Origin of the sequence: Bacillus sp. 123MFChir2 (genome assembly GCF_000383235.1) — a bacterium.
GTDB lineage: Bacteria > Bacillota > Bacilli > Bacillales > Bacillaceae_G > Bacillus_A.
The window spans coordinates 1-18,180 of record NZ_KB910927.1 but is presented as its reverse complement, the minus strand read 5'-3'; the positions used below and the strand labels follow the sequence as shown (position 1 = coordinate 18,180).

The 18,180-nt window shown below is 36.7% G+C and carries 17 protein-coding genes; 11 read left to right on the top strand and 6 right to left on the bottom strand.

All coding sequences use genetic code 11. From position 1 onward, the window contains the following. The first annotated feature begins 39 nt into the window (after positions 1–39). The 4 genes from cls to H280_RS0103930 all read left to right on the top strand — a co-directional run bounded on the left by cls (position 40) and on the right by H280_RS0103930 (position 5,547). Positions 40–1,584, top strand: a complete 1,545-nt coding sequence (gene cls, locus H280_RS0103945) for a cardiolipin synthase (RefSeq protein ID WP_020059813.1) — start codon at positions 40–42, stop codon at positions 1,582–1,584. Between the two features lie 98 nt (positions 1,585–1,682). After that, positions 1,683–2,924: a competence protein CoiA gene (locus H280_RS0103940; protein ID WP_020059812.1), complete on the top strand. Its 1,242-nt coding sequence runs from the start codon at positions 1,683–1,685 to the stop codon at positions 2,922–2,924. A 46-nt stretch (positions 2,925–2,970) separates the two neighbouring features. Next, entirely contained in the window at positions 2,971–4,797 is a 1,827-nt protein-coding gene (gene pepF / locus H280_RS0103935) for an oligoendopeptidase F (protein WP_020059811.1), read from the top strand. Between the two features lie 453 nt (positions 4,798–5,250). Then, positions 5,251–5,547, top strand: coding sequence for a hypothetical protein (locus H280_RS0103930; protein WP_155894960.1), 297 nt, complete (start codon positions 5,251–5,253; stop codon positions 5,545–5,547). 619 nt (positions 5,548–6,166) lie between these two features. On the opposite strand, the gene H280_RS0103920 is transcribed toward H280_RS0103930, so the two are convergent. From H280_RS0103920 to H280_RS0103910, 3 genes are all read right to left on the bottom strand, one after another. Then, complete coding sequence (locus tag H280_RS0103920; protein WP_020059808.1) at positions 6,167–7,060, bottom strand: ClpXP adapter SpxH family protein; 894 nt, start codon at positions 7,058–7,060, stop codon at positions 6,167–6,169. Next, positions 7,060–7,455, bottom strand: a complete 396-nt coding sequence (locus H280_RS0103915) for a globin domain-containing protein (RefSeq protein ID WP_020059807.1) — start codon at positions 7,453–7,455, stop codon at positions 7,060–7,062. The genes H280_RS0103920 and H280_RS0103915 overlap by 1 nt, the downstream gene beginning before the upstream one ends. Positions 7,456–7,785: 330 nt before the next feature. Continuing rightward, the gene (locus H280_RS0103910) at positions 7,786–8,364 is read right to left on the bottom strand and encodes a CYTH domain-containing protein (protein WP_020059806.1); all 579 of its coding nucleotides are present in this window, start codon (positions 8,362–8,364) and stop codon (positions 7,786–7,788) included. A 144-nt stretch (positions 8,365–8,508) separates the two neighbouring features. Here H280_RS0103910 and H280_RS0103905 point away from each other — a divergent pair, with 144 nt between their 5' ends. From H280_RS0103905 to H280_RS0103890, 4 genes are all read left to right on the top strand, one after another. Continuing rightward, on the top strand, positions 8,509–8,880 hold the full coding sequence (locus tag H280_RS0103905; protein ID WP_020059805.1) for a hypothetical protein: 372 nt from the start codon (positions 8,509–8,511) through the stop codon (positions 8,878–8,880). 52 nt (positions 8,881–8,932) lie between these two features. Then, positions 8,933–9,568: a GTP pyrophosphokinase gene (locus tag H280_RS0103900; RefSeq protein WP_020059804.1), complete on the top strand. Its 636-nt coding sequence runs from the start codon at positions 8,933–8,935 to the stop codon at positions 9,566–9,568. Positions 9,569–9,589: 21 nt separating this feature from the next. Beyond that, on the top strand, positions 9,590–10,387 hold the full coding sequence (locus H280_RS0103895; RefSeq protein WP_020059803.1) for an NAD kinase: 798 nt from the start codon (positions 9,590–9,592) through the stop codon (positions 10,385–10,387). 200 nt (positions 10,388–10,587) lie between these two features. After that, positions 10,588–11,475 carry an RluA family pseudouridine synthase gene (locus H280_RS0103890; protein ID WP_020059802.1) on the top strand — a complete coding sequence of 296 codons (888 nt, stop codon included), beginning with the start codon at positions 10,588–10,590 and terminating at the stop codon, positions 11,473–11,475. A gap of 18 nt (positions 11,476–11,493) precedes the next feature. Here H280_RS0103890 and prpE read toward each other — a convergent pair whose 3' ends face one another. Together prpE and H280_RS0103880 are read right to left on the bottom strand one after the other, a co-directional pair. After that, complete coding sequence (gene prpE / locus H280_RS0103885) at positions 11,494–12,234, bottom strand: bis(5'-nucleosyl)-tetraphosphatase PrpE (protein ID WP_020059801.1); 741 nt, start codon at positions 12,232–12,234, stop codon at positions 11,494–11,496. Positions 12,235–12,310: 76 nt separating this feature from the next. Then, on the bottom strand, positions 12,311–13,471 hold the full coding sequence (locus H280_RS0103880) for an FtsW/RodA/SpoVE family cell cycle protein (RefSeq protein ID WP_020059800.1): 1,161 nt from the start codon (positions 13,469–13,471) through the stop codon (positions 12,311–12,313). A gap of 267 nt (positions 13,472–13,738) precedes the next feature. Between H280_RS0103880 and H280_RS0103875 the strand changes: the two genes are divergently transcribed. The 3 genes from H280_RS0103875 to fabI all read left to right on the top strand — a co-directional run bounded on the left by H280_RS0103875 (position 13,739) and on the right by fabI (position 17,145). Beyond that, a complete protein-coding gene (locus H280_RS0103875; protein ID WP_020059799.1) occupies positions 13,739–15,400 on the top strand; it encodes a glycosyltransferase family 4 protein in 1,662 nt (553 codons plus the stop codon). A 47-nt stretch (positions 15,401–15,447) separates the two neighbouring features. Then, on the top strand, positions 15,448–16,230 hold the full coding sequence (locus tag H280_RS0103870; RefSeq protein ID WP_020059798.1) for an FkbM family methyltransferase: 783 nt from the start codon (positions 15,448–15,450) through the stop codon (positions 16,228–16,230). 138 nt (positions 16,231–16,368) lie between these two features. Beyond that, the gene (fabI, locus tag H280_RS0103865; RefSeq protein WP_020059797.1) at positions 16,369–17,145 is read left to right on the top strand and encodes an enoyl-ACP reductase FabI; all 777 of its coding nucleotides are present in this window, start codon (positions 16,369–16,371) and stop codon (positions 17,143–17,145) included. Positions 17,146–17,547: 402 nt separating this feature from the next. On the opposite strand, the gene H280_RS0103860 is transcribed toward fabI, so the two are convergent. After that, positions 17,548–18,180: exosporium glycoprotein BclB-related protein (locus H280_RS0103860; RefSeq protein WP_020059796.1), on the bottom strand; the 633-nt coding region annotated here is incomplete at its 5' end.

The following is an 18,180-nucleotide window of genomic DNA, read 5'->3' as shown; positions in this document are numbered from 1 at the left end:
TGTATATACGAACAGTGATTGTAAGTAAGGGGGGCGGATATGAAAAATACGTTGAAGCTATTGTTCTTTTTAGTTGGTTTATTTACGGTATTTATTTCGTTACGTCTTTTTATTGATGTAACATTTTATTCAGATGTAATCGGCATTAAAGATATTTCATTTTTAGGAATATTAAGTATTTTATTTACAATATCAGGGTTTCTAATTGGTTTTGTCATTTTTTTAGAAAACCGTCATCCTTCGAAAACATTAACTTGGTTAATGGTGCTTGGCATTTTTCCGGTAGTTGGTTTTTTTGCATATCTTCTGTTTGGACAAAATTTTCGAAGGAAACGAATGTTTCAAAAGAAAGCGCTTTTAGACGAGCAAGCATTTTTACAGTATAAAGGGCATGAGTACGATCAGGACCGTATATTGAAAAAGCATGGGCATCAAGAATTGTTATTTCGGTTAGCTGATCGTCTAGGGGCATTAAATATTTCCTTTCATACGGAAACGAAAGTATTAACAAATGGAAAAGAGACATTTCAAGCAATTTTAGATGGGTTGAAAAAGGCAAAGCATCATATTCATATGGAATATTATATTGTGCGTGATGATAAAATTGGCACAAAAATTAAGGACATCCTTATCCAAAAAGCAAAAGAGGGCGTGGCTGTTCGATTTTTATATGATGCTGTAGGGAGTTTTAAACTCTCAAACGCATATATTGAGGAATTGAACAACGCCGGTGTTGAAATGGTCCCGTTTTTTCCTGTGCGTTTTCCAATTTTAAATGATAAAATTAACTATCGAAATCACCGGAAAATTATTGTTGTTGACGGAAATGAAGGGTTTGTTGGTGGTTTGAACATTGGGGACGAGTATTTAGGAGAAAATAAATATTTTGGTTTTTGGCGAGATACTCATTTATATTTACGAGGCGAAGCAGTGCGAAGTTTACAACTTATCTTTTTACAAGATTGGTTTTATATGACGGGGGAAGCGGTATTAACTCCTGATTATTTACAGGTGGATGTTGTAAAGAAGGAAGAACAGGGCGGAGTACAGCTCGTTGCAGGCGGACCTGATAATAAGTGGGAAACGATTAAACATTTATATTTTACGATGATTGCCTCTGCGCGAAAATCAATTTGGATTGCAACGCCATATTTTATCCCCGATGATGATATTTTATCAGCATTAAAAGTAGCGGCCTTAGCGGGTATTGATGTTCGCTTGTTAATGCCGAGTAAACCTGATAAGAGGACTGTATTTTATGCGTCCCGCTCTTATTTTCCAGAATTGTTAGAGGCAGGCGTTAAAATATATGAATATGAAAAAGGTTTTCTACACAGCAAAGTTGTGATTGTTGATTCTGATTTAGCGTCAATTGGAACAGCGAATATGGATATGAGAAGTTTTCATTTAAATTTTGAGGTGAATGCTTTTTTATATGATACAAACAGCATTCGCAAACTTGTGACCGATTTTGAAGAGGATTTGCAGGTGTCGAATGAAATCCATATGGATCGTTTTAATAATCGCCGTCTTGTGATGCGCATTGTAGAATCGACATATCGTTTATTATCTCCTTTACTTTAAAAGGCTCATGCGAATGAGCCTTTTTGTATCCCGCTACTTTAAGGCAGGAACCCGCCCGTTGTTGTCGAATAGTCCATACGGAAGAAAGGAGTGATTGTATGTTTGTTGCAAAGAGAGAAAATGGAGAAGAGATTCATCTTCTTCATGAATGGAGGGAAAAGGAACTTATGATGTTACGGAAGAATGAGCGCTTTTTCTGTCCCATTTGTCACCTCGAGGTACAGTTGAAATTAGGAAAACAAAAACAGTGGCATTTTGCCCATAAGAAATCACATAGCTGTGAAGTTGAATTTGAAAATGAATCGGCGTATCACTTGCGGGGGAAAGAACAGTTATACAGATGGTTTCAGTCACAAGGTTGTTCGGTAAACATAGAGCACTATTTACCAGCGATTCAACAACGGCCTGATTTGTTTGTAGCAGTTGGGAATCGGCAAATTGCGATTGAATATCAATGCGCAAGTTTATCAGCAGAACAGTTGTTAAAACGAACGGAAGGGTATTGGAAAGAAGGGATTCAAATATTATGGATTTTAGGAGGAAATCAACTCAAACGTCATGGATCATATTGGCTGGCGCTTTCCTCTTTCCATTCCTGCTGTGTGCAATATCACCCCAATCCATATCTCCTCTATTTTTGCCCCGATGCAAAAGCTTTTTTCAAATGTAATCTTCTTTTACCTTTTTCCTCGTCTATTGTTTTTTCGCATGCAATATATTTTCCTCTTCATATTTCTACATTCAAAAATCTTCTTACAACATCACCGATTTCCATTGAACGTTTAGAAAAGGAGTGGATGAATAAAAAACAGCGCTTCCGAGCAAATAGTATTCATATGTGGAAGCAGGGTGAGCGCTCTTTTTTAGAGCTTCTTTATGGGAATTGCATATCCCTCTCTTGTTTTCCTGCTGAAATAGGTGTTCCGTTACCATCGCTTTTAGCATTTCGTACGCATTCTTTCATATGGCAAGCTTATATTTTAATTGAGTTACTCGGAAAATTTGCAGTAGGAGAATACTTTTCGTTGCATACTGTTTTTCAGTATGTTGAACGGCATCAGGGGATCCGGAGACGCTTGCTGCCATATTTTCCGCAAATATTTTGGCGGCAAGCAGTGAGAGAATATATGCAATTTTTATGTGTAATTGGGGAAATTGAGCAAGTAGATGTATACAAATATCGAAAAATACGCTGTTTTATTATTCCTAAAACAGAAGAAGAAGTGCAGAATTTTGATCGTTTCTTTTTAACGGAAGCCCTTAGACTAATGGAAGCAAAGTACAACATGAGTGGAGGGAAAACGGATATAATAGAAAGGTACCCAGAAGGAATTACATAAGAAGAATCGAATTGTACTAGGAGATAGGAATAAGGAGGGTTTATAAATGACTGAACAAAAAACAGTAAAAGCACTGCCAGCGCGTAGTGAAATTGAAGTAGATAATACGTGGCGCTTAGAAGATATTTTCCAAACAGATGCAGAGTGGGAAGCTGAATTCCAGGCGGTGAAAGAACTATTACCAAAGCTGACGGAATTTAAAGGGAAACTTGGAGAATCAGCAAATACATTGTTAGAGGCGCTGCAATATGAAGATGAAATATCCATGCGTCTTGGTAAATTGTATACATACGCACATATGCGCTATGACCAAGATACAACAAATTCAGCTTATCAAGCATTAAATGACCGTGCGACAAGTTTGTATTCGCAAGTATCAAGTAATATGGTGTACATTGTGCCAGAAATTTTAACAATTGCAGAAGAGACAGTGCAATCATTTCTACAAGAAAATAAAGAACTAAAGGTATACGAGCATGCATTAGAAGAAATTACGCGTCAGCGTCCTCACGTATTATCAGAGGCAGAAGAAGCGTTATTAGCACAAGCTTCTGAGGTTATGAGTGCATCTAGTAATACATTTGGTATTCTAAATAACGCAGACTTGAAGTTCCCATCTATTCAAGATGAAAATGGGGAAGAGGTTGAAGTGACGCACGGACGTTATATTCAATTTTTAGAAAGTGATGATCCTCGTGTTCGTCATGATGCGTTCCATGCAGTTTATGAAACGTATGGAAAGTATAAGAATACATTTGCGAGCACATTAAATGGTGCGGTTAAACGAAATAATTTTTATGCGAACGTTCGTAAATATGATTCTGCTCGTCAAGCGGCGCTAAGCAATAATAATATTCCAGAGTCTGTATATGATCAACTTGTGGAAACAGTAAATGAAAACTTACATTTATTACATCGTTACATTGATATTCGAAAGCGAGCACTTGGATTAGATGAATTGCACATGTATGATTTATACACACCGCTCGTACCAGAAGTGAAAATGAACGTCACATATAAAGAAGCGCAAGATATGCTTTTACAATCATTAGATGTACTTGGAGACGAGTATGTTGAGATTTTAAAAGAAGCGTATGAAAATCGCTGGGTAGATGTATATGAAAATAAAGGGAAGCGAAGCGGTGCTTATTCATCTGGTGCTTATGGAACAAATCCGTATGTATTAATGAACTGGCACGACAATGTAAATAATTTATTTACGCTGGCGCACGAGTTTGGCCATTCTGTGCATAGTTACTATACAAGAAAAACGCAGCCTTACGTGTATGGCGATTATTCGATTTTCGTCGCGGAAGTAGCGTCTACATGTAATGAGGCACTTCTCAATGATTATTTATTGAAAACGACAGATGATAAGAAGAAGCGCCTATACTTATTAAATCATTATTTAGAAGGATTCCGTGGTACGGTATTCCGTCAAACAATGTTTGCCGAGTTTGAACATGTGATTCATCAAAAAGTGCAAGAAGGTCATGCAGTAACGCCAGATATGTTAACAGACATTTACTATGAGCTAAATAAAAAGTATTTTGGGGATAGCTTAGTGATTGATAAAGAAATTGGTTTAGAGTGGTCCCGTATTCCACATTTCTATTACAATTATTATGTATATCAATATGCAACGGGCTTCAGTGCAGCGACGGCTTTATCAAAACAAATTCTAGAAGAAGGTGAGCCAGCTGTAGAACGTTATATTAATGAGTTTTTAAAAGCAGGAAGCTCTGACTATCCAATTGAAGTATTGAAAAAAGCAGGTGTTGATATGACGTCATCAGAGCCTGTCAAGGAAGCAATGCAAGTATTTGAAGAGAAATTAAATGAATTAGAAGCACTTTTATTTGAAGAGAAGTAGAAAATTTAATCACAGTAGTTATAAAGACAATATTTTTATACACTGTTACACATTATATAATTTGTTCGCACACCACTCATTAGAGAGTGGTGTGCTTTTTTATTTTAGAAGACCTCTACATGATCTCATGTACGACCATAACAAAAAATAGATTTACCACAGCGTTCATTTTTTTATAACCAAAATAAAATATTATGGATATTTTAAAATTTATATGAGGTGAATTATTGGAGTTAATCCTATCGACTACTGACGTATCAATACAGAATGAAATGTAAAGAATGTGGAATCGAAGTACATGAATTTATTTAAGAAAGAACTTGTGCAACAATTAATCTAAGCAGAGCAATATATTGCTTTTAATCAACAAAAATGGGTTGCGAATTATGTTGGGAGATTTAAATGAATAATATTTTTAATAGTGTAATAAAATTACAGGAGGTGTTAACAAACGTGGAAATGTTCATTTTCTTTTTGTTCATCTTTATTATAATTGGTATTTTAAGCATAACAAATTTTATTGTGTTCAAAATAGCAGAGAGAAATAAAAAGAAAAGAATTTGGTCTGGAATTATCGTTGTACTTTTGACTCCTATTATCTTTTTTAGTACTGGTTTTGTAGTAAGTTTTTTTGATCCAGCAGGATGGGGAACTGCCATGCTAATGATTTCTTATAGTTTGCTATTTGCTATTAACGGTATTATGATTATAGTTATCGGCTTATTCACAAAAAGAGAAACAGATATATGAGCGATTTATATCATAAATAACAGCTTAACGCAGCATTATCATTAGTGAAACTAAAATATGTCGCAATAAATCATATAATATTGTAGTGGTAAATGTGGTTGTAGTACAAAAAGGATAGAAAATACAGATTTATTCTTTATTTTCTATCCTTTTCTTTTTTTTCTATATAATGTTTATTTCTTACTTTCAAAAAAAACGCAGGTCTCTTTTTGATTGTTAAAATCCTTTAAAACGCTTTTGGTTATTGAAATAAGATACAGCGAATAGAATTGCTACAAATAAAAGAGGCAGTGAAAAAATAAGCGGAAACACTTGTAGTAATGAGAGAACGTATAAACAAAAAAACAAAAAAATAATACAGAGAAGTAATAAAAGATAGGATTTTTTCAATGAAAACCCTCCTAAAAAGATTCTTTGTACATTGTATTCTAAAATGAAAACGTTTAGAATGTGACAGAAATGTGAAATTCGACAAAAAAGGTTGTCAATTAACGTCGAATCTTGTAATATAATAAACGTGAACGAATTCACATACAAACATATACCCCTTTGTTTGAACGTGAAATTTCTCCCATCCCCTTTAATATTTTTATAAGCCGTAAAGAAAACGACCTAGTGTTTACACTAGGTCGTTTTCTTTTATAATCCATTGCCAATAATGTTCTCGTTTTATATCAATCATGCGCACTTTCCTCTTTAATAACAATTTTTTCATTTCTCGTTCTGCTTCGTTTTCAGAGTAATTATAAATAAAAGCAATTTCTTTTGTTGACATAAACTGAACATGCTCCAGGAATCGTTCTAGAGGAGGAAGCGGCTGCGGCTTGATGTCTTCTTTCACAATTTCTTTTAATACTTGTACGTATACATCGTAATGATAAATACCGCCAATTTTAATTCCTTCTTCGTTTGAATTTGCATGAAAGAACACGAGAGAAGGAATTTCTGTAATGTGCATTTCATTTGTAAATTTCAAATCACATTGAAATGCTTTTGCTGCACTTACAGAATATATATCTTGTTTGAATTCTTCCGCATCAATTCCACTTTGCATTGCACATGTGAGCAGCGTGTCTATGGTTGGTTTCGCTATATTTTCAAGTAAAATAGACTCTTGTAGTTTCCGTAAAAATTTCGAACCTGCTTTTCGACCTTGTAATTCTGCTGCTTTAATTGCAATTGAAGTGATATACGGAGTTGATGCGCCGCCATGCGTAAATACTTTTCCATCGCAAGAAAACCCTTGTAAACTTGTTGTTTTCTCCCACACAAATCGAATATTAGCAGGTTTATTCCATTTGTGTGATGGGGAAATAGCCCCTTCTACTTTACCAGTAACGATGTGACGGAGTGAAAAGTATTCTCCATATTCGAGCCATAATTTAATCATTAATGGCTCAATTTCCCAACAATCTTTGCAGAGTGGATCAATAAATAAATAGGCTTCTACAGACTTCGGCTCACATTTTGAAGGAGAGCTTGGTACAGTATATTTTGTTTCCTGTTTATCCATTAAGCGTCACCTGTTTCAGGAGTATTAACCATATGCTGTGCAGTTAATGTTAAACGCTCGAATACAAAGTCACGAATCGGTCCATGTACATCAGTATCATCCATCGCTTGCTCCATACATGAGAGCCAGGCTTTTGCCCGCTTTGGTGTAATTTCGAATGGTAGATGACGAGCGCGTAGCATTGGATGACCGTGCTCTTCTGTATAAAGGCTCGGTCCACCTAAATATTGCGTTAAAAATTGTTTTTGCTTCCTAGCAGTTTCTGTTAAATCGTCTGGGAAGATGGGAGATAAGTCAGGGTGTTTACTGACATAGGAATAAAATGTATCGACTAATTTTGCAATGCCTTGTTTACCGCCAATTGCTTCAAATGGTGTCGTTGGTTGCTTGTTCATCCTTGTAACTCCTTTTTCCATCAAATATATATCTATCCTCGCTATTGTTTGTAGTAAGACAAAGAGATAGGCAAGAGATAATGTAAGGCCCAATTGGTGAGGGCTAACCACTTGTGAGGAAAAGCGTCTCACAAGTGGAAGTTTCACTTTACCCCGCTCAAACGGACAGTATCTTCAAGTGTTCCAAGATGAAAACTGTCCGTTTGAGCCCGATTGGTTCAACTAACCTTTTGTGAGGAAAAGCACCTCACAAAAGGAAGTTTCACTTTATTGTAGCAACGGATTGTTATGAAGAGCAAATAAATAGCTCTCAATCAATCCTTTGCTAGTTTATTGTTCTTTTTGCTCTTTGGCAAGAAAAAAGCGTTGTACCTTATTTTTTGTAGGCCTAATTGGAATATTATGCTCCTTTAAGAAAGAAGAAAATGCTGCTTGTCCAGCTTGCTCATCGCTTACTTCATATTCGATTTCATAATCATCATGCTCGTAATAAAAACTATGATCGAATACGAGTGTACCAACTTCAAATGTTGTTTCTGCTCGTTCTGTTGTTAAGCTGCCCATATACTGTAATGAAGAAACAGGAATTTGTAGGTTTTCTAATTGCTTAAAAACGGCACCGTTGATTAATGTATTTGTTTCCATCATTCTATGTGCTTCTTCTTCAGTTAAAGTTTGATGTGTCTCTAACAAGCCGATTTCTGCGGGCTGTTTTAGTGTTAGCGTATATGTATTGTTTTTATAACGAATGCGAAGGGCGGCGCCGGCGTTTTTTAATGAAAATGCTGGTGTTTCGAAATAATGATTCACTTGTTTTGCAAATGCTGTAATGGAAAATGCATGGCATAAAGAATGAAATTCCTCTTTTGTAACTATATTTTTAAACTCAATTTCAATTTCTTGTTTCATACGTACGCTCCTTTTATGAAATATCTGTTACTCATTATCGCTTTTTCTTAAATTTCAATCAATGTTTTATTTGTTTCAGTGTATGTTATGTTACAATGAAAGTGTTGATTATGACAGGAAGTATGATTATGGAGGAGTTAAAGTATGCAAAATAAAATTCAAGTTAAGAGCGTAGAACATAGAGAGAATGCTCTTATTTTTTGTGCGGAAAATACAGAGTTATGTGCAGAAGGATTAAAAGCACGTAGCCATGTACTTGTGGATTCAGATAATTTATCATTTTTATATATTTTAGAGAATGAAACAGCCTTTATTTACGTAAGCATCCCGCATACGTGTTGGGAAGAAGTGAAACAGGCGATGAAGGGCGATAAAACGATGTTTGTTCGTATTCAAGACGTTGAAATTGAGTTAGAACAAATGAAAGAAGAATTAGAGTATTTGATTGGAAATATTGAAGGAAATGCAAATTACGGTGAGGAACTCGTAAATGAAGTAGAAAGAGTGTTTCTGTAAAGGGATGCTTTCAGCGGGGAAAAGAAACTGATTTGTTTTGGTGGTGGTTACATTGGATCGAAATTGGGAAGAATTTTTGGCTCCTTATCATCAAGCAGTAGGAGAATTGAAAGTAAAATTAAAAGGAATGCGTTCTCAGTTTGAAATGTTGGCCGAACATTCGCCGATTGAGTTTGTAACAGGTAGAGTCAAATCTGTTGCAAGTATTATTGATAAAGCAGAAAAACGAAACATTCCGCTCAGTCGTTTGCAAGAAGAGATGCAAGACATTGCGGGGCTTCGGATGATGTGTCAATTTGTTGATGATATTAAGCCGGTTATGGAGTTTTTACGTAAACGTAACGATTTTGAAATTGTAGAAGAACGCGATTACGTGACGCAAAAGAAAGAAAGTGGATATCGCTCCTATCACGTTGTTATTAGTTATCCTGTGCAAACGATTGGCGGAGAGGAAAAAGTGTTAGTTGAAATTCAAATTCGCACGTTAGCAATGAATTTTTGGGCAACAATCGAGCATTCTTTAAATTATAAATATCGTGGACGATTTCCAGAAGATATTAAAGTGCGTTTGCAGCGCGCAGCTGAAGCAGCTTACTTATTAGACGAAGAGATGTCTTCGATTCGTCTTGAAATTAAAGAAGCACAAAAGATTTTTTCACGCAAGAAAGAATCGAAGGAAACAGAATAATAAACTAAAGGGTGTTGGGCGATGAAGTTTGCAATTATGTCAAAGGGAGATCAATCATCAAATGCGCTTATGAGTACGATGATAGAGTACTTATGTGATTTTAAATTTACAATGGATGAAAATGAGCCAGATATTGTAATTTCCGTTGGGGGAGATGGAACGCTGCTGCATGCGTTTCATCGCTACCAGAATCGGTTAGATAAAACAGCATTTGTCGGGGTGCATACCGGGCATTTAGGGTTTTATGCAGATTGGTTACCGACAGAAGTTGAGAAGCTTGTCATTGCGATTGCGAAAACGCCTTTTCAAGTTGTTGAATATCCATTATTAGAGGTCATTATTCGTTATATGAATGGGAATAAAGAATCGCAATATTTAGCGCTAAATGAAGCAACAGTAAAAAGCAGTGAAGGAACGCTTGTTATGGATGTAGAAATTCGCGGTGAATATTTTGAAACATTCCGCGGCGATGGTCTCTGTATTTCAACACCTTCTGGTAGTACGGCATATAATAAAGCTCTGGGTGGTGCAATTATTCACCCGTCTTTGGAAGCAATTCAAATTACGGAAATGGCGTCTATTAATAATCGTGTTTTCCGTACAGTTGGTTCTCCGCTCGTATTACCGAAGCATCATACATGTGTGTTAAGACCAGTTACCGGAATGAATTTGCAAATTACAATTGATCATTTATCGATGGTGCATCAAGATGTCAAATCGATTCAATACCGAGTGGCAGATCAAAGAGTTCGATTTGTTAGGTTTCGCCCATTCCCATTCTGGAAGCGAGTGCGCGATTCATTTGTCGCGGATCAGTAAGGGAAAACTTATAGCAGCGGGTTCTTTTCCCGCTGCTATATTAATATAAATTGAAAAAACGACACAAAGCCCCCATTATTTTTTTGGGGGATCGAGAGCGTCTGACCATGCATAGAAGCGGTCAGGACCTCTTAGATCGGCTAATCAGGTTCATACGGGCGTTTTTGCATTGTGAACACACCATTAGAGAGGGTTAGAAGATGAGAAGATTTACGTTAACGTGGTGTATAACAAAAGCTGATGAAGGAATGCTGATTCGAGAATTTTTGAAAGCGAAAGGTATTTCAAAAGCAGCGTTAACTGATATAAAGTTTCATGGCGGTGCGATTGAAGTGAATGAACATCATGTAAATGTGCGTCATGTTTTGCAAGAAGGTGAAAAGTTAGCAGTATGTTTCCCACCTGAACAAAGAAGTGAAGGGATGCTAAGTGAGAATATCCCTCTTTCCGTTGTGTATGAAGATGAATCGGTCCTTGTTATTAATAAACGGCCTTATATGTCAACAATTCCGTCAAGAGAGCATCCAAGCGGAAGTGTAGCAAATGCTCTTTTGCATTATTATGATCAGCAAAATCTTGCCAGTACCGTACATATCGTTACTAGGCTTGACCGGGATACATCCGGTTTAATGTTAATTGCTAAAAATCGTTTTATTCACCATTTGTTATCGAAGCAACATCAGCAAAAACAAGTGAAAAGAACATACGAAGCGATTGTTCATGGAATGATAGCAGAGGATAGCGGAATAATTGATGCTCCAATTGCACGAAAAGATGATAGTATTATTGAGCGCATCGTGCGCGGGGATGGACAGCGGGCTGTAACTCATTTTCATGCGAAAAAAAGATGGGAAAATAAAACGCATGTCGCACTTCAATTAGAAACAGGGCGTACGCATCAAATTAGAGTACATATGGCGCACCTTGGTCATGCGTTACTTGGTGATGATTTGTACGGCGGGAAAACGGATGAAATAAAAAGACAAGCCCTGCATAGCACAAGCTTAACATTTTATCACCCGATATTAGAAAAGCAGCTCACATTTCATGCGGAGTTGCCTGAAGATATGAGAAAGCTGATGGAATAAGGGTTCCATCAGCTTTTTTTAGTCAATAGAGCGAAATTTCTCAGGTACAAACGGCATCGAAGAAGGTACTGAAACGGTCTCCATTTCTGGATAACGAAGTCCAGTTAATTTCCCGCCAAATACAGATCCAGTATCGATATTCACAGTATGATTGACGAAGCGTGGCTCTTGTACAGGTGTATGCCCATATATAATCCAAGACTCCCCAGTATAATGTTTCGCCCAGTCACGGCGAACAGGAGAGCCGTCAGGATGCTTTTCCCCAGTAATATCTCCATATAAAACGAAAGTTTGCACTTTCTTATCGTTTCTTCCAATATAATCTTGGCGAATACCGGCGTGACAGACAACGAGTTTTCCGTTATCTAGTACGTGATAGAGCGGTGATTGTTCGTAAAGGTCAATAAACTTTTTCTGGATCATCTTTTGATCGCGTGTGTTTAATGCCTCGTATTCTGCAACAGTTGTTTCTAGGCCGTGTGTTACTTGTACTTTACGCCCAAGAAAGTAGCGATATAATTTATTACAATGATTCCCCGGGGCATAATATGCTTCTTTTTTATGTATGACAAGCTCCCATACAATTTCAATCATTCGCAAAGAATGAGGACCGCGATCTGTAATATCGCCTACGAAAGCAAGCTGTCGTTTTTGCGGATGAACAGGTAATCCGCTATCCCAAGTATAACCAAGCTGTTCTGTTAATGATGAAAATTCCTCTAAACAGCCGTGAATATCGCCAATAACATCATATTTCATATGAGATCACCTCCTCTTTTTTGATTAGTATACCGCTAAGAAGGTAAGAAAAAAACCATATCCACTCGGATATGGTTTAATCAAACATAAATTTTTTCGTTCGCGATTGTACGTTCAGAATGAAGCCAATCGCAATCATATAGGTGAGCAAGGAACTACCACCGTAGCTTAAAAGCGGTAATGTAATACCGGTAATTGGAAGTAGTCCAATTGTCATACCGATATTTTGGAATACTTGGAATGTAAACATCCCGATTGTTCCGGCACATATATAACTGCCGTATGGATCGTTACTTTCTAATGCAATGTGAATCATACGATAAATCAGTAGGAAGTATAGTGAAATAACGACGCTTCCTCCTAAAAATCCGAACTTCTCAGCGATATTTGTAAAAATAAAGTCTGTATGAGGTTCAGGGAAGTATACTTGTCCACCGTCCCAACCTTTGCCGTACAATTCACCTGATCCGGTTGCTAAAAGAGCTTGGGTTAACTGATAACCTTGCGTTGGGTATTCATAAGGTGCTAACCAACCATAGAAACGATCTAATTGGTATTCTTGTAAAATATGTGCTTTAAAGAATGCCGTGTGTGCAAAGTAAATATATACAAGGATTGCACCAACTCCAACGACAATGCCAGCTAAACCGAAAATAAAGCGCCAGCGAACTCCGGATACTAAAATCATTGCGGCAAGCATTGCTGAAATTACCATCGTATTCCCTAAATCTGGTTCTTTTGCAATTAATAATAGCGGTGGTAAACTTGCGGCAAATATTTTTCCAAGTAAGAGCAAATCTTCGTGCGGTGTTCGAACTACATATTTCTCGTTATGGTCTACAATCAGACGGCCAACAACGAGAATTAAAAAGAGTTTCATGATTTCTGACGGCTGGAAATTACCAATCCCTGGAATTGAGTACCAAGCGGTTGCCCCTTTAGTTGTTACTGCGCCTGGAACATGAAACTCAAGTCCAAGAAGAAGAACCATTGCAAATCCATATAAATACCAGCAAATTTGCTTATAACGATCAAAGTCGATTACCATAACAGCAACAATTGCTATCACACCAATTACATACCATTTAATTTGCTGGGCAACGAAGTTAACCTTTTGGAATTTTGGCGGCAAGGAAGGTTGCGCACTTGCGATGGCAAAGCAACTTACTATAGCGATTGCTAGTACAATTAGAATTAAAACGTAATCTATTTGATATTGAGAATTTTTATCTTTCACCGTACTGTATTCCTTTCTATTACTCATTGTTATTAAAAAAGACACTATTACCATCTTATCTGATTTTTTTGTGTTTGCAAATACGTTGTTTACATTTAGGGAGAGGAATGTCAGATGGGGGGTACAAAATAATGGGATTTGTGAGGGTGTGTAAACTTTAAAAGATAATTTGTGTATAAAAGAGAAAGAAATCTAAGACATATAGGGATTATATTACGAATAGAATGACATAGACATAATGGATTCATACAAAAAGGGGGGACTACGGTGCCGAGTTCTTTTTATCAAGCAATTCCAGATATATTAGAGCATATTATCGTAGAAGAACCTATGTCAATTTTAGATGTTGGAGCAGGATTTGGAAAGTACGGGTTACTTCTAAGAGAAGTATTGGATGTACCGTATGAGAGATATCATAAACAGGAATGGCAAGTTGTAATTGATGGTATTGAAGTATTTGCAGATTATAGAAATCCGATTCATGAACATATATATAATCATATGTATTATGATAATATTTTTCGGAAAATAGACGATTTGAAAGAATATGATGTGATTTTACTTGCCGATGTTATCCAACATTTTACGAAAGAGGAAGGAATACATCTATTAAAACAATTACTTCATCATACAAATAAAGCGCTAGTTGTCTCAACACCTACCTATCCTTCACAACAACTTGCATATAAAGGAAATTCTTTTGAAATACATAAAAGCAGATGGACAATTATGGATTTTCAAGATTTTGATTTCTCTTGTAAAGAGTTACCGATAGGCGGAAATGGATCGCAAATTATAAAACTATATCCTAAAAGAACGAGAGAGAATAAAGGAATAGAATTAGATCGGTACATAACAAAGAAGATAGAACAGCAAGAAAAGAAGCTCTGTATCACGTATGTATTGCCGCATAAAAATCTTACGGGCGGATTAAAGATGTTAATTAGTCAAATGGAATGGTTGAAAAAAAGAGGTCATACTGTGCAAGCAATTCTTCGTTCTAACGATCCGGATAGCTCCATATTTCATGAGCATATGCAGATTGAAATAGATAAAGAGATTCATATTCCTTGGAATGAATCTTACATTCCGTACGTAAAGGGATCAGATGTAGTTGTCGCAGGTTGGTGGCAGCAAATTGCAGAACTTCAATATGCGATGTTACCAACTTTATATTGGGAACAAGGCCATGAATGTTTATTTGGAGATATGCCTTTTTCTACGTCTGATGTGACAGCGATTCGAACGCGTATGCATACAAGTTATCGGAGTAATATATTTTTATTTGCTGTATCTGATTTTGTCGCACACGTTTTACGGGGAAAATTTGATCGAAAAGCTCCTGTGATCACTAATGGAATTGATTTGACTACATTTTATCCAACTAAAAAAGAGAAAAACGGAAATACCGTTTTAGTTGTCGGTAATCCGTATTTGAAATTTAAAGGATCGCAAATTGCAATACAAGCGCTTGAATATGTGCAGCGTAAAGGAATCTCTTTTCAAGTGAAATGGGTAATGCCGTATTATATGGATTTGAAGTCCTCGTTATTTTCGATTGAATATGTGATGAATCCAGGTCGAACCGAGCTTGCGAAACAATTTAGAGAAGCAGATGTATTGCTATTTCCTTCCTACTATGAAGGGTTTGGACTGCCGCCGCTAGAAGCAATGGCTTCAGGAACGCCTGTTGTTTGTACGAAGTGCGGAGGAGTAGAGATGTATGCAAAACATCTCGACAATGCGTTGCTATATGAACCGCGCGATATAGAAGGTTTAGGAAGTGGCATAATTGAGGTACTCACAAATAAAGCGATGAGGGAGAGCATTATTGATAAAGGGTTGGAAACAGCCGGCCAATTTGCTTATAAAGCAAAAATGGAATTGCTAGAAAAATATATACGAAAAGTGGCGTCTTACTCGTATTGATAACGTTTTGTGTGTGAAAAGGTGAGTGGAAGGGGAGATTGAATGATATGTTTGGTACATATATCGGGGATGACAAGATGTTAATTAAAATGAGTTATTGCGGCTTTTTAATGATTTCATCTAAAGACCTTAGTTTAATGCCTTCTTTAGTTACGACAGGGGCAATTGAACCTTTACTCACAAAATTTTTTATTCAAGAAGTGAAACCAGGCAATACAATTGTGGATATTGGAGCGAATGTCGGCTATTTTACCGTATTAGCTGGTTACTTAGTTGGAACACACGGAAAAGTTATCGGATATGAGGCAAATCCTACTGTTTATGAAATACTGCAAGATAACATTGCGATGAATTGGACTACGACACAAACGAAGCTGTATAACAAAGCGGTGTATTCAGAAGAAAAAACATTAAGTTTTCGTTCTTCGAATAAATTTCACGGTGATTCTTCTACACATGTTAGGCCCGAAAATGAAAATCGTGTAGAGGATTATACAATAATTGATGTAGAGGGCGTTACACTTGATCAGCAATTACGGGATATCCCGCAAATTGATGTATTAAAAATAGATATTGAAGGCGGAGAGTATCACGCCTTTTTAGGAATGATGGAGCTAATTAAACAAAAGAAAATAAAACGAATTGTATTTGAGTGGAATGTCGTTATGCTTGGGGAAGATAAAGATCTGTTTTTTAGACTATTACAAGAAATTCAGGAGAAACATGGTGGCTCATTTCACATATTAGATCAAGAAGGGAGACCGGTTCAAGTAGCGCTTGAAGCGATCACATATTATGAATTTTATCCGTATGGGCTCATAGAGTTTTAGGTATTTCTATAGGCAAAATAAAAAATCATTGAAATGGACAATGATTTTTTATTTTGCCTTCTTGATTATTTATGATATTATGAAAATAGTATCAGGTACTAACAACTACTGTTATTTTAAAAATAGGAGGATAAATATATGGATCTTCTCAATGTAAAAGGAAAAAATATTGTTGTAATGGGTGTTGCAAACCAACGAAGCATCGCTTGGGGAATTGCTCGTTCATTACATAGCGCAGGAGCAAACTTAATTTTCACATATGCTGGTGAACGCTTAGAAAAGAATGTACGTGATTTAGCAGAATCGTTAGAAGGACAAAAATCACTTGTATTACCATGTGATGTAACAAATGATGAAGATATCGTAAACTGCTTCCAAACAATTAAGGAAGAGGTTGGTGTTATTCATGGACTAGCTCACTGTATTGCATTCGCAGACCGCGATGATTTAAAAGGTGAGTTCGTTGATACATCTCGTAATGGTTTCTTATTAGCGCAAAATATTAGCTCATTCTCTTTAACAGCTGTATCAAAAGCAGCAAAAGAAGTAATGACAGAGGGCGGAAGCATTGTTACATTAACGTACCTTGGCGGTGAGCGCGTTGTATCAAACTACAACGTAATGGGCGTTGCTAAAGCATCATTAGAAGCAAGCGTAAAATATTTAGCAAACGACTTAGGAAAGCATAACATTCGTGTTAACGCTGTTTCAGCAGGACCAATTCGTACATTATCTGCAAAAGGTGTTGGCGACTTCAACAGCATCTTAAAACAAATTGAAGAACGTGCGCCAATGCGTCGTAACGTAACACAAGAAGAAGTAGGAAACACAGCGTTATTCTTATTCAGTGACCTAGCAAGTGGTGTGACTGGCGAGAATATTCATGTGGATTCTGGTTATCATATTTTAGGATAAGGTATATGTTTTTCTATAAGAAGAAAATAGAAATGATTTTTCGGAAGACAGGACATATATAAATACAAATTAAAAAAATGACATAAAAACCACTTTTTTTAGGAGAGATCAAGAGCAACTGGCCATGCATAGAAGCGGTCAGTTCCTTTTCCTGCCACGTGCAAAGTTTAAAACAAAGGTAGAAAGCAAGTAGCGGCCATGTTTTGTTCTGCATAGCAGCGACTCATATGTTAAAAAATCAACTTGTATTTATATATAGGAACTCCTTAATTCGTATTTTTAATATGCGAATTAAGGAGTTTTTTATTTACCTTAAAATTAATAAAAAACGGTAAGAGTTCTAAGGATAGAACTTTTACCGTTTGAATTCACCTTTTACAAAGAATTCTATTTATATTAGAGTTAGTTAATCGTTATACCTGCGCTTGCAAAGCCAGCGATAGTAGTAGCAAGACTAGCACTTTGTGTGTTTGTAGAGACAACTAGTAAAACTTTATCTTGTGCAGATACGGATATTGATTGAGCTTGAATATTAGCAAAGGTATCACCAATAGAAAGTAGAGAGAAGGATGAGAATGATAAAGGGGCACCTACTGGACTAAAAGTATTGCTGGCTGCAGGGGCAACATATATTTGCATTTGAACGTTTACAGGACTTAATAATAAGCTTAATGCTGCTGTAGCGCTAAAGAAACCAGATAATGATGTGATTGTTCCAGCGCGAGGCATAACGAATGCAAAGTCTAAAACACTTCCAGGTGCTAAAGTTATTGTTGCACCGGCTACATTAACACCAGCAAACGAGTTTCCAAATCCAAGTATAGTGCCTGTGTTCGTTAATCCACCTAAAACAGTAACTAACGTAGCAGGTGATCCTGATGCATAAGGAATTATAGCACTTGAGCCCGTGACACCTTGAGGCCCAGTGTCCCCAGTAGCCCCCGTAACACCTTGTAAACCCTGAGGTCCTTGAGGTCCCGTGTCTCCAGTAGAGCCCGTAACACCTTGTAAACCCTGAGGTCCTTGAGGCCCAGT

Excerpts from the sequence above, each read along its gene's own strand:
- H280_RS0103905 (WP_020059805.1), top strand. The coding sequence starts at position 8,509 with ATGCAAAATAAAATTCAAGTTAAGAGCGTAGAACATAGAGAGAATGCT.
- H280_RS0103940 (WP_020059812.1), top strand. The coding sequence starts at position 1,683 with ATGTTTGTTGCAAAGAGAGAAAATGGAGAAGAGATTCATCTTCTTCAT.
- H280_RS0103890 (WP_020059802.1), top strand. The coding sequence starts at position 10,588 with ATGAGAAGATTTACGTTAACGTGGTGTATAACAAAAGCTGATGAAGGA.
- H280_RS0103870 (WP_020059798.1), top strand. The coding sequence starts at position 15,448 with ATGTTTGGTACATATATCGGGGATGACAAGATGTTAATTAAAATGAGT.
- cls (WP_020059813.1), top strand. The coding sequence starts at position 40 with ATGAAAAATACGTTGAAGCTATTGTTCTTTTTAGTTGGTTTATTTACG.
- H280_RS0103895 (WP_020059803.1), top strand. The coding sequence starts at position 9,590 with ATGAAGTTTGCAATTATGTCAAAGGGAGATCAATCATCAAATGCGCTT.
- fabI (WP_020059797.1), top strand. The coding sequence starts at position 16,369 with ATGGATCTTCTCAATGTAAAAGGAAAAAATATTGTTGTAATGGGTGTT.
- prpE (WP_020059801.1), bottom strand. The coding sequence starts at position 12,234 with ATGAAATATGATGTTATTGGCGATATTCACGGCTGTTTAGAGGAATTT.
- pepF (WP_020059811.1), top strand. The coding sequence starts at position 2,971 with ATGACTGAACAAAAAACAGTAAAAGCACTGCCAGCGCGTAGTGAAATT.
- H280_RS0103915 (WP_020059807.1), bottom strand. The coding sequence starts at position 7,455 with ATGAACAAGCAACCAACGACACCATTTGAAGCAATTGGCGGTAAACAA.
- H280_RS0103920 (WP_020059808.1), bottom strand. The coding sequence starts at position 7,060 with ATGGATAAACAGGAAACAAAATATACTGTACCAAGCTCTCCTTCAAAA.
- H280_RS0103910 (WP_020059806.1), bottom strand. The coding sequence starts at position 8,364 with ATGAAACAAGAAATTGAAATTGAGTTTAAAAATATAGTTACAAAAGAG.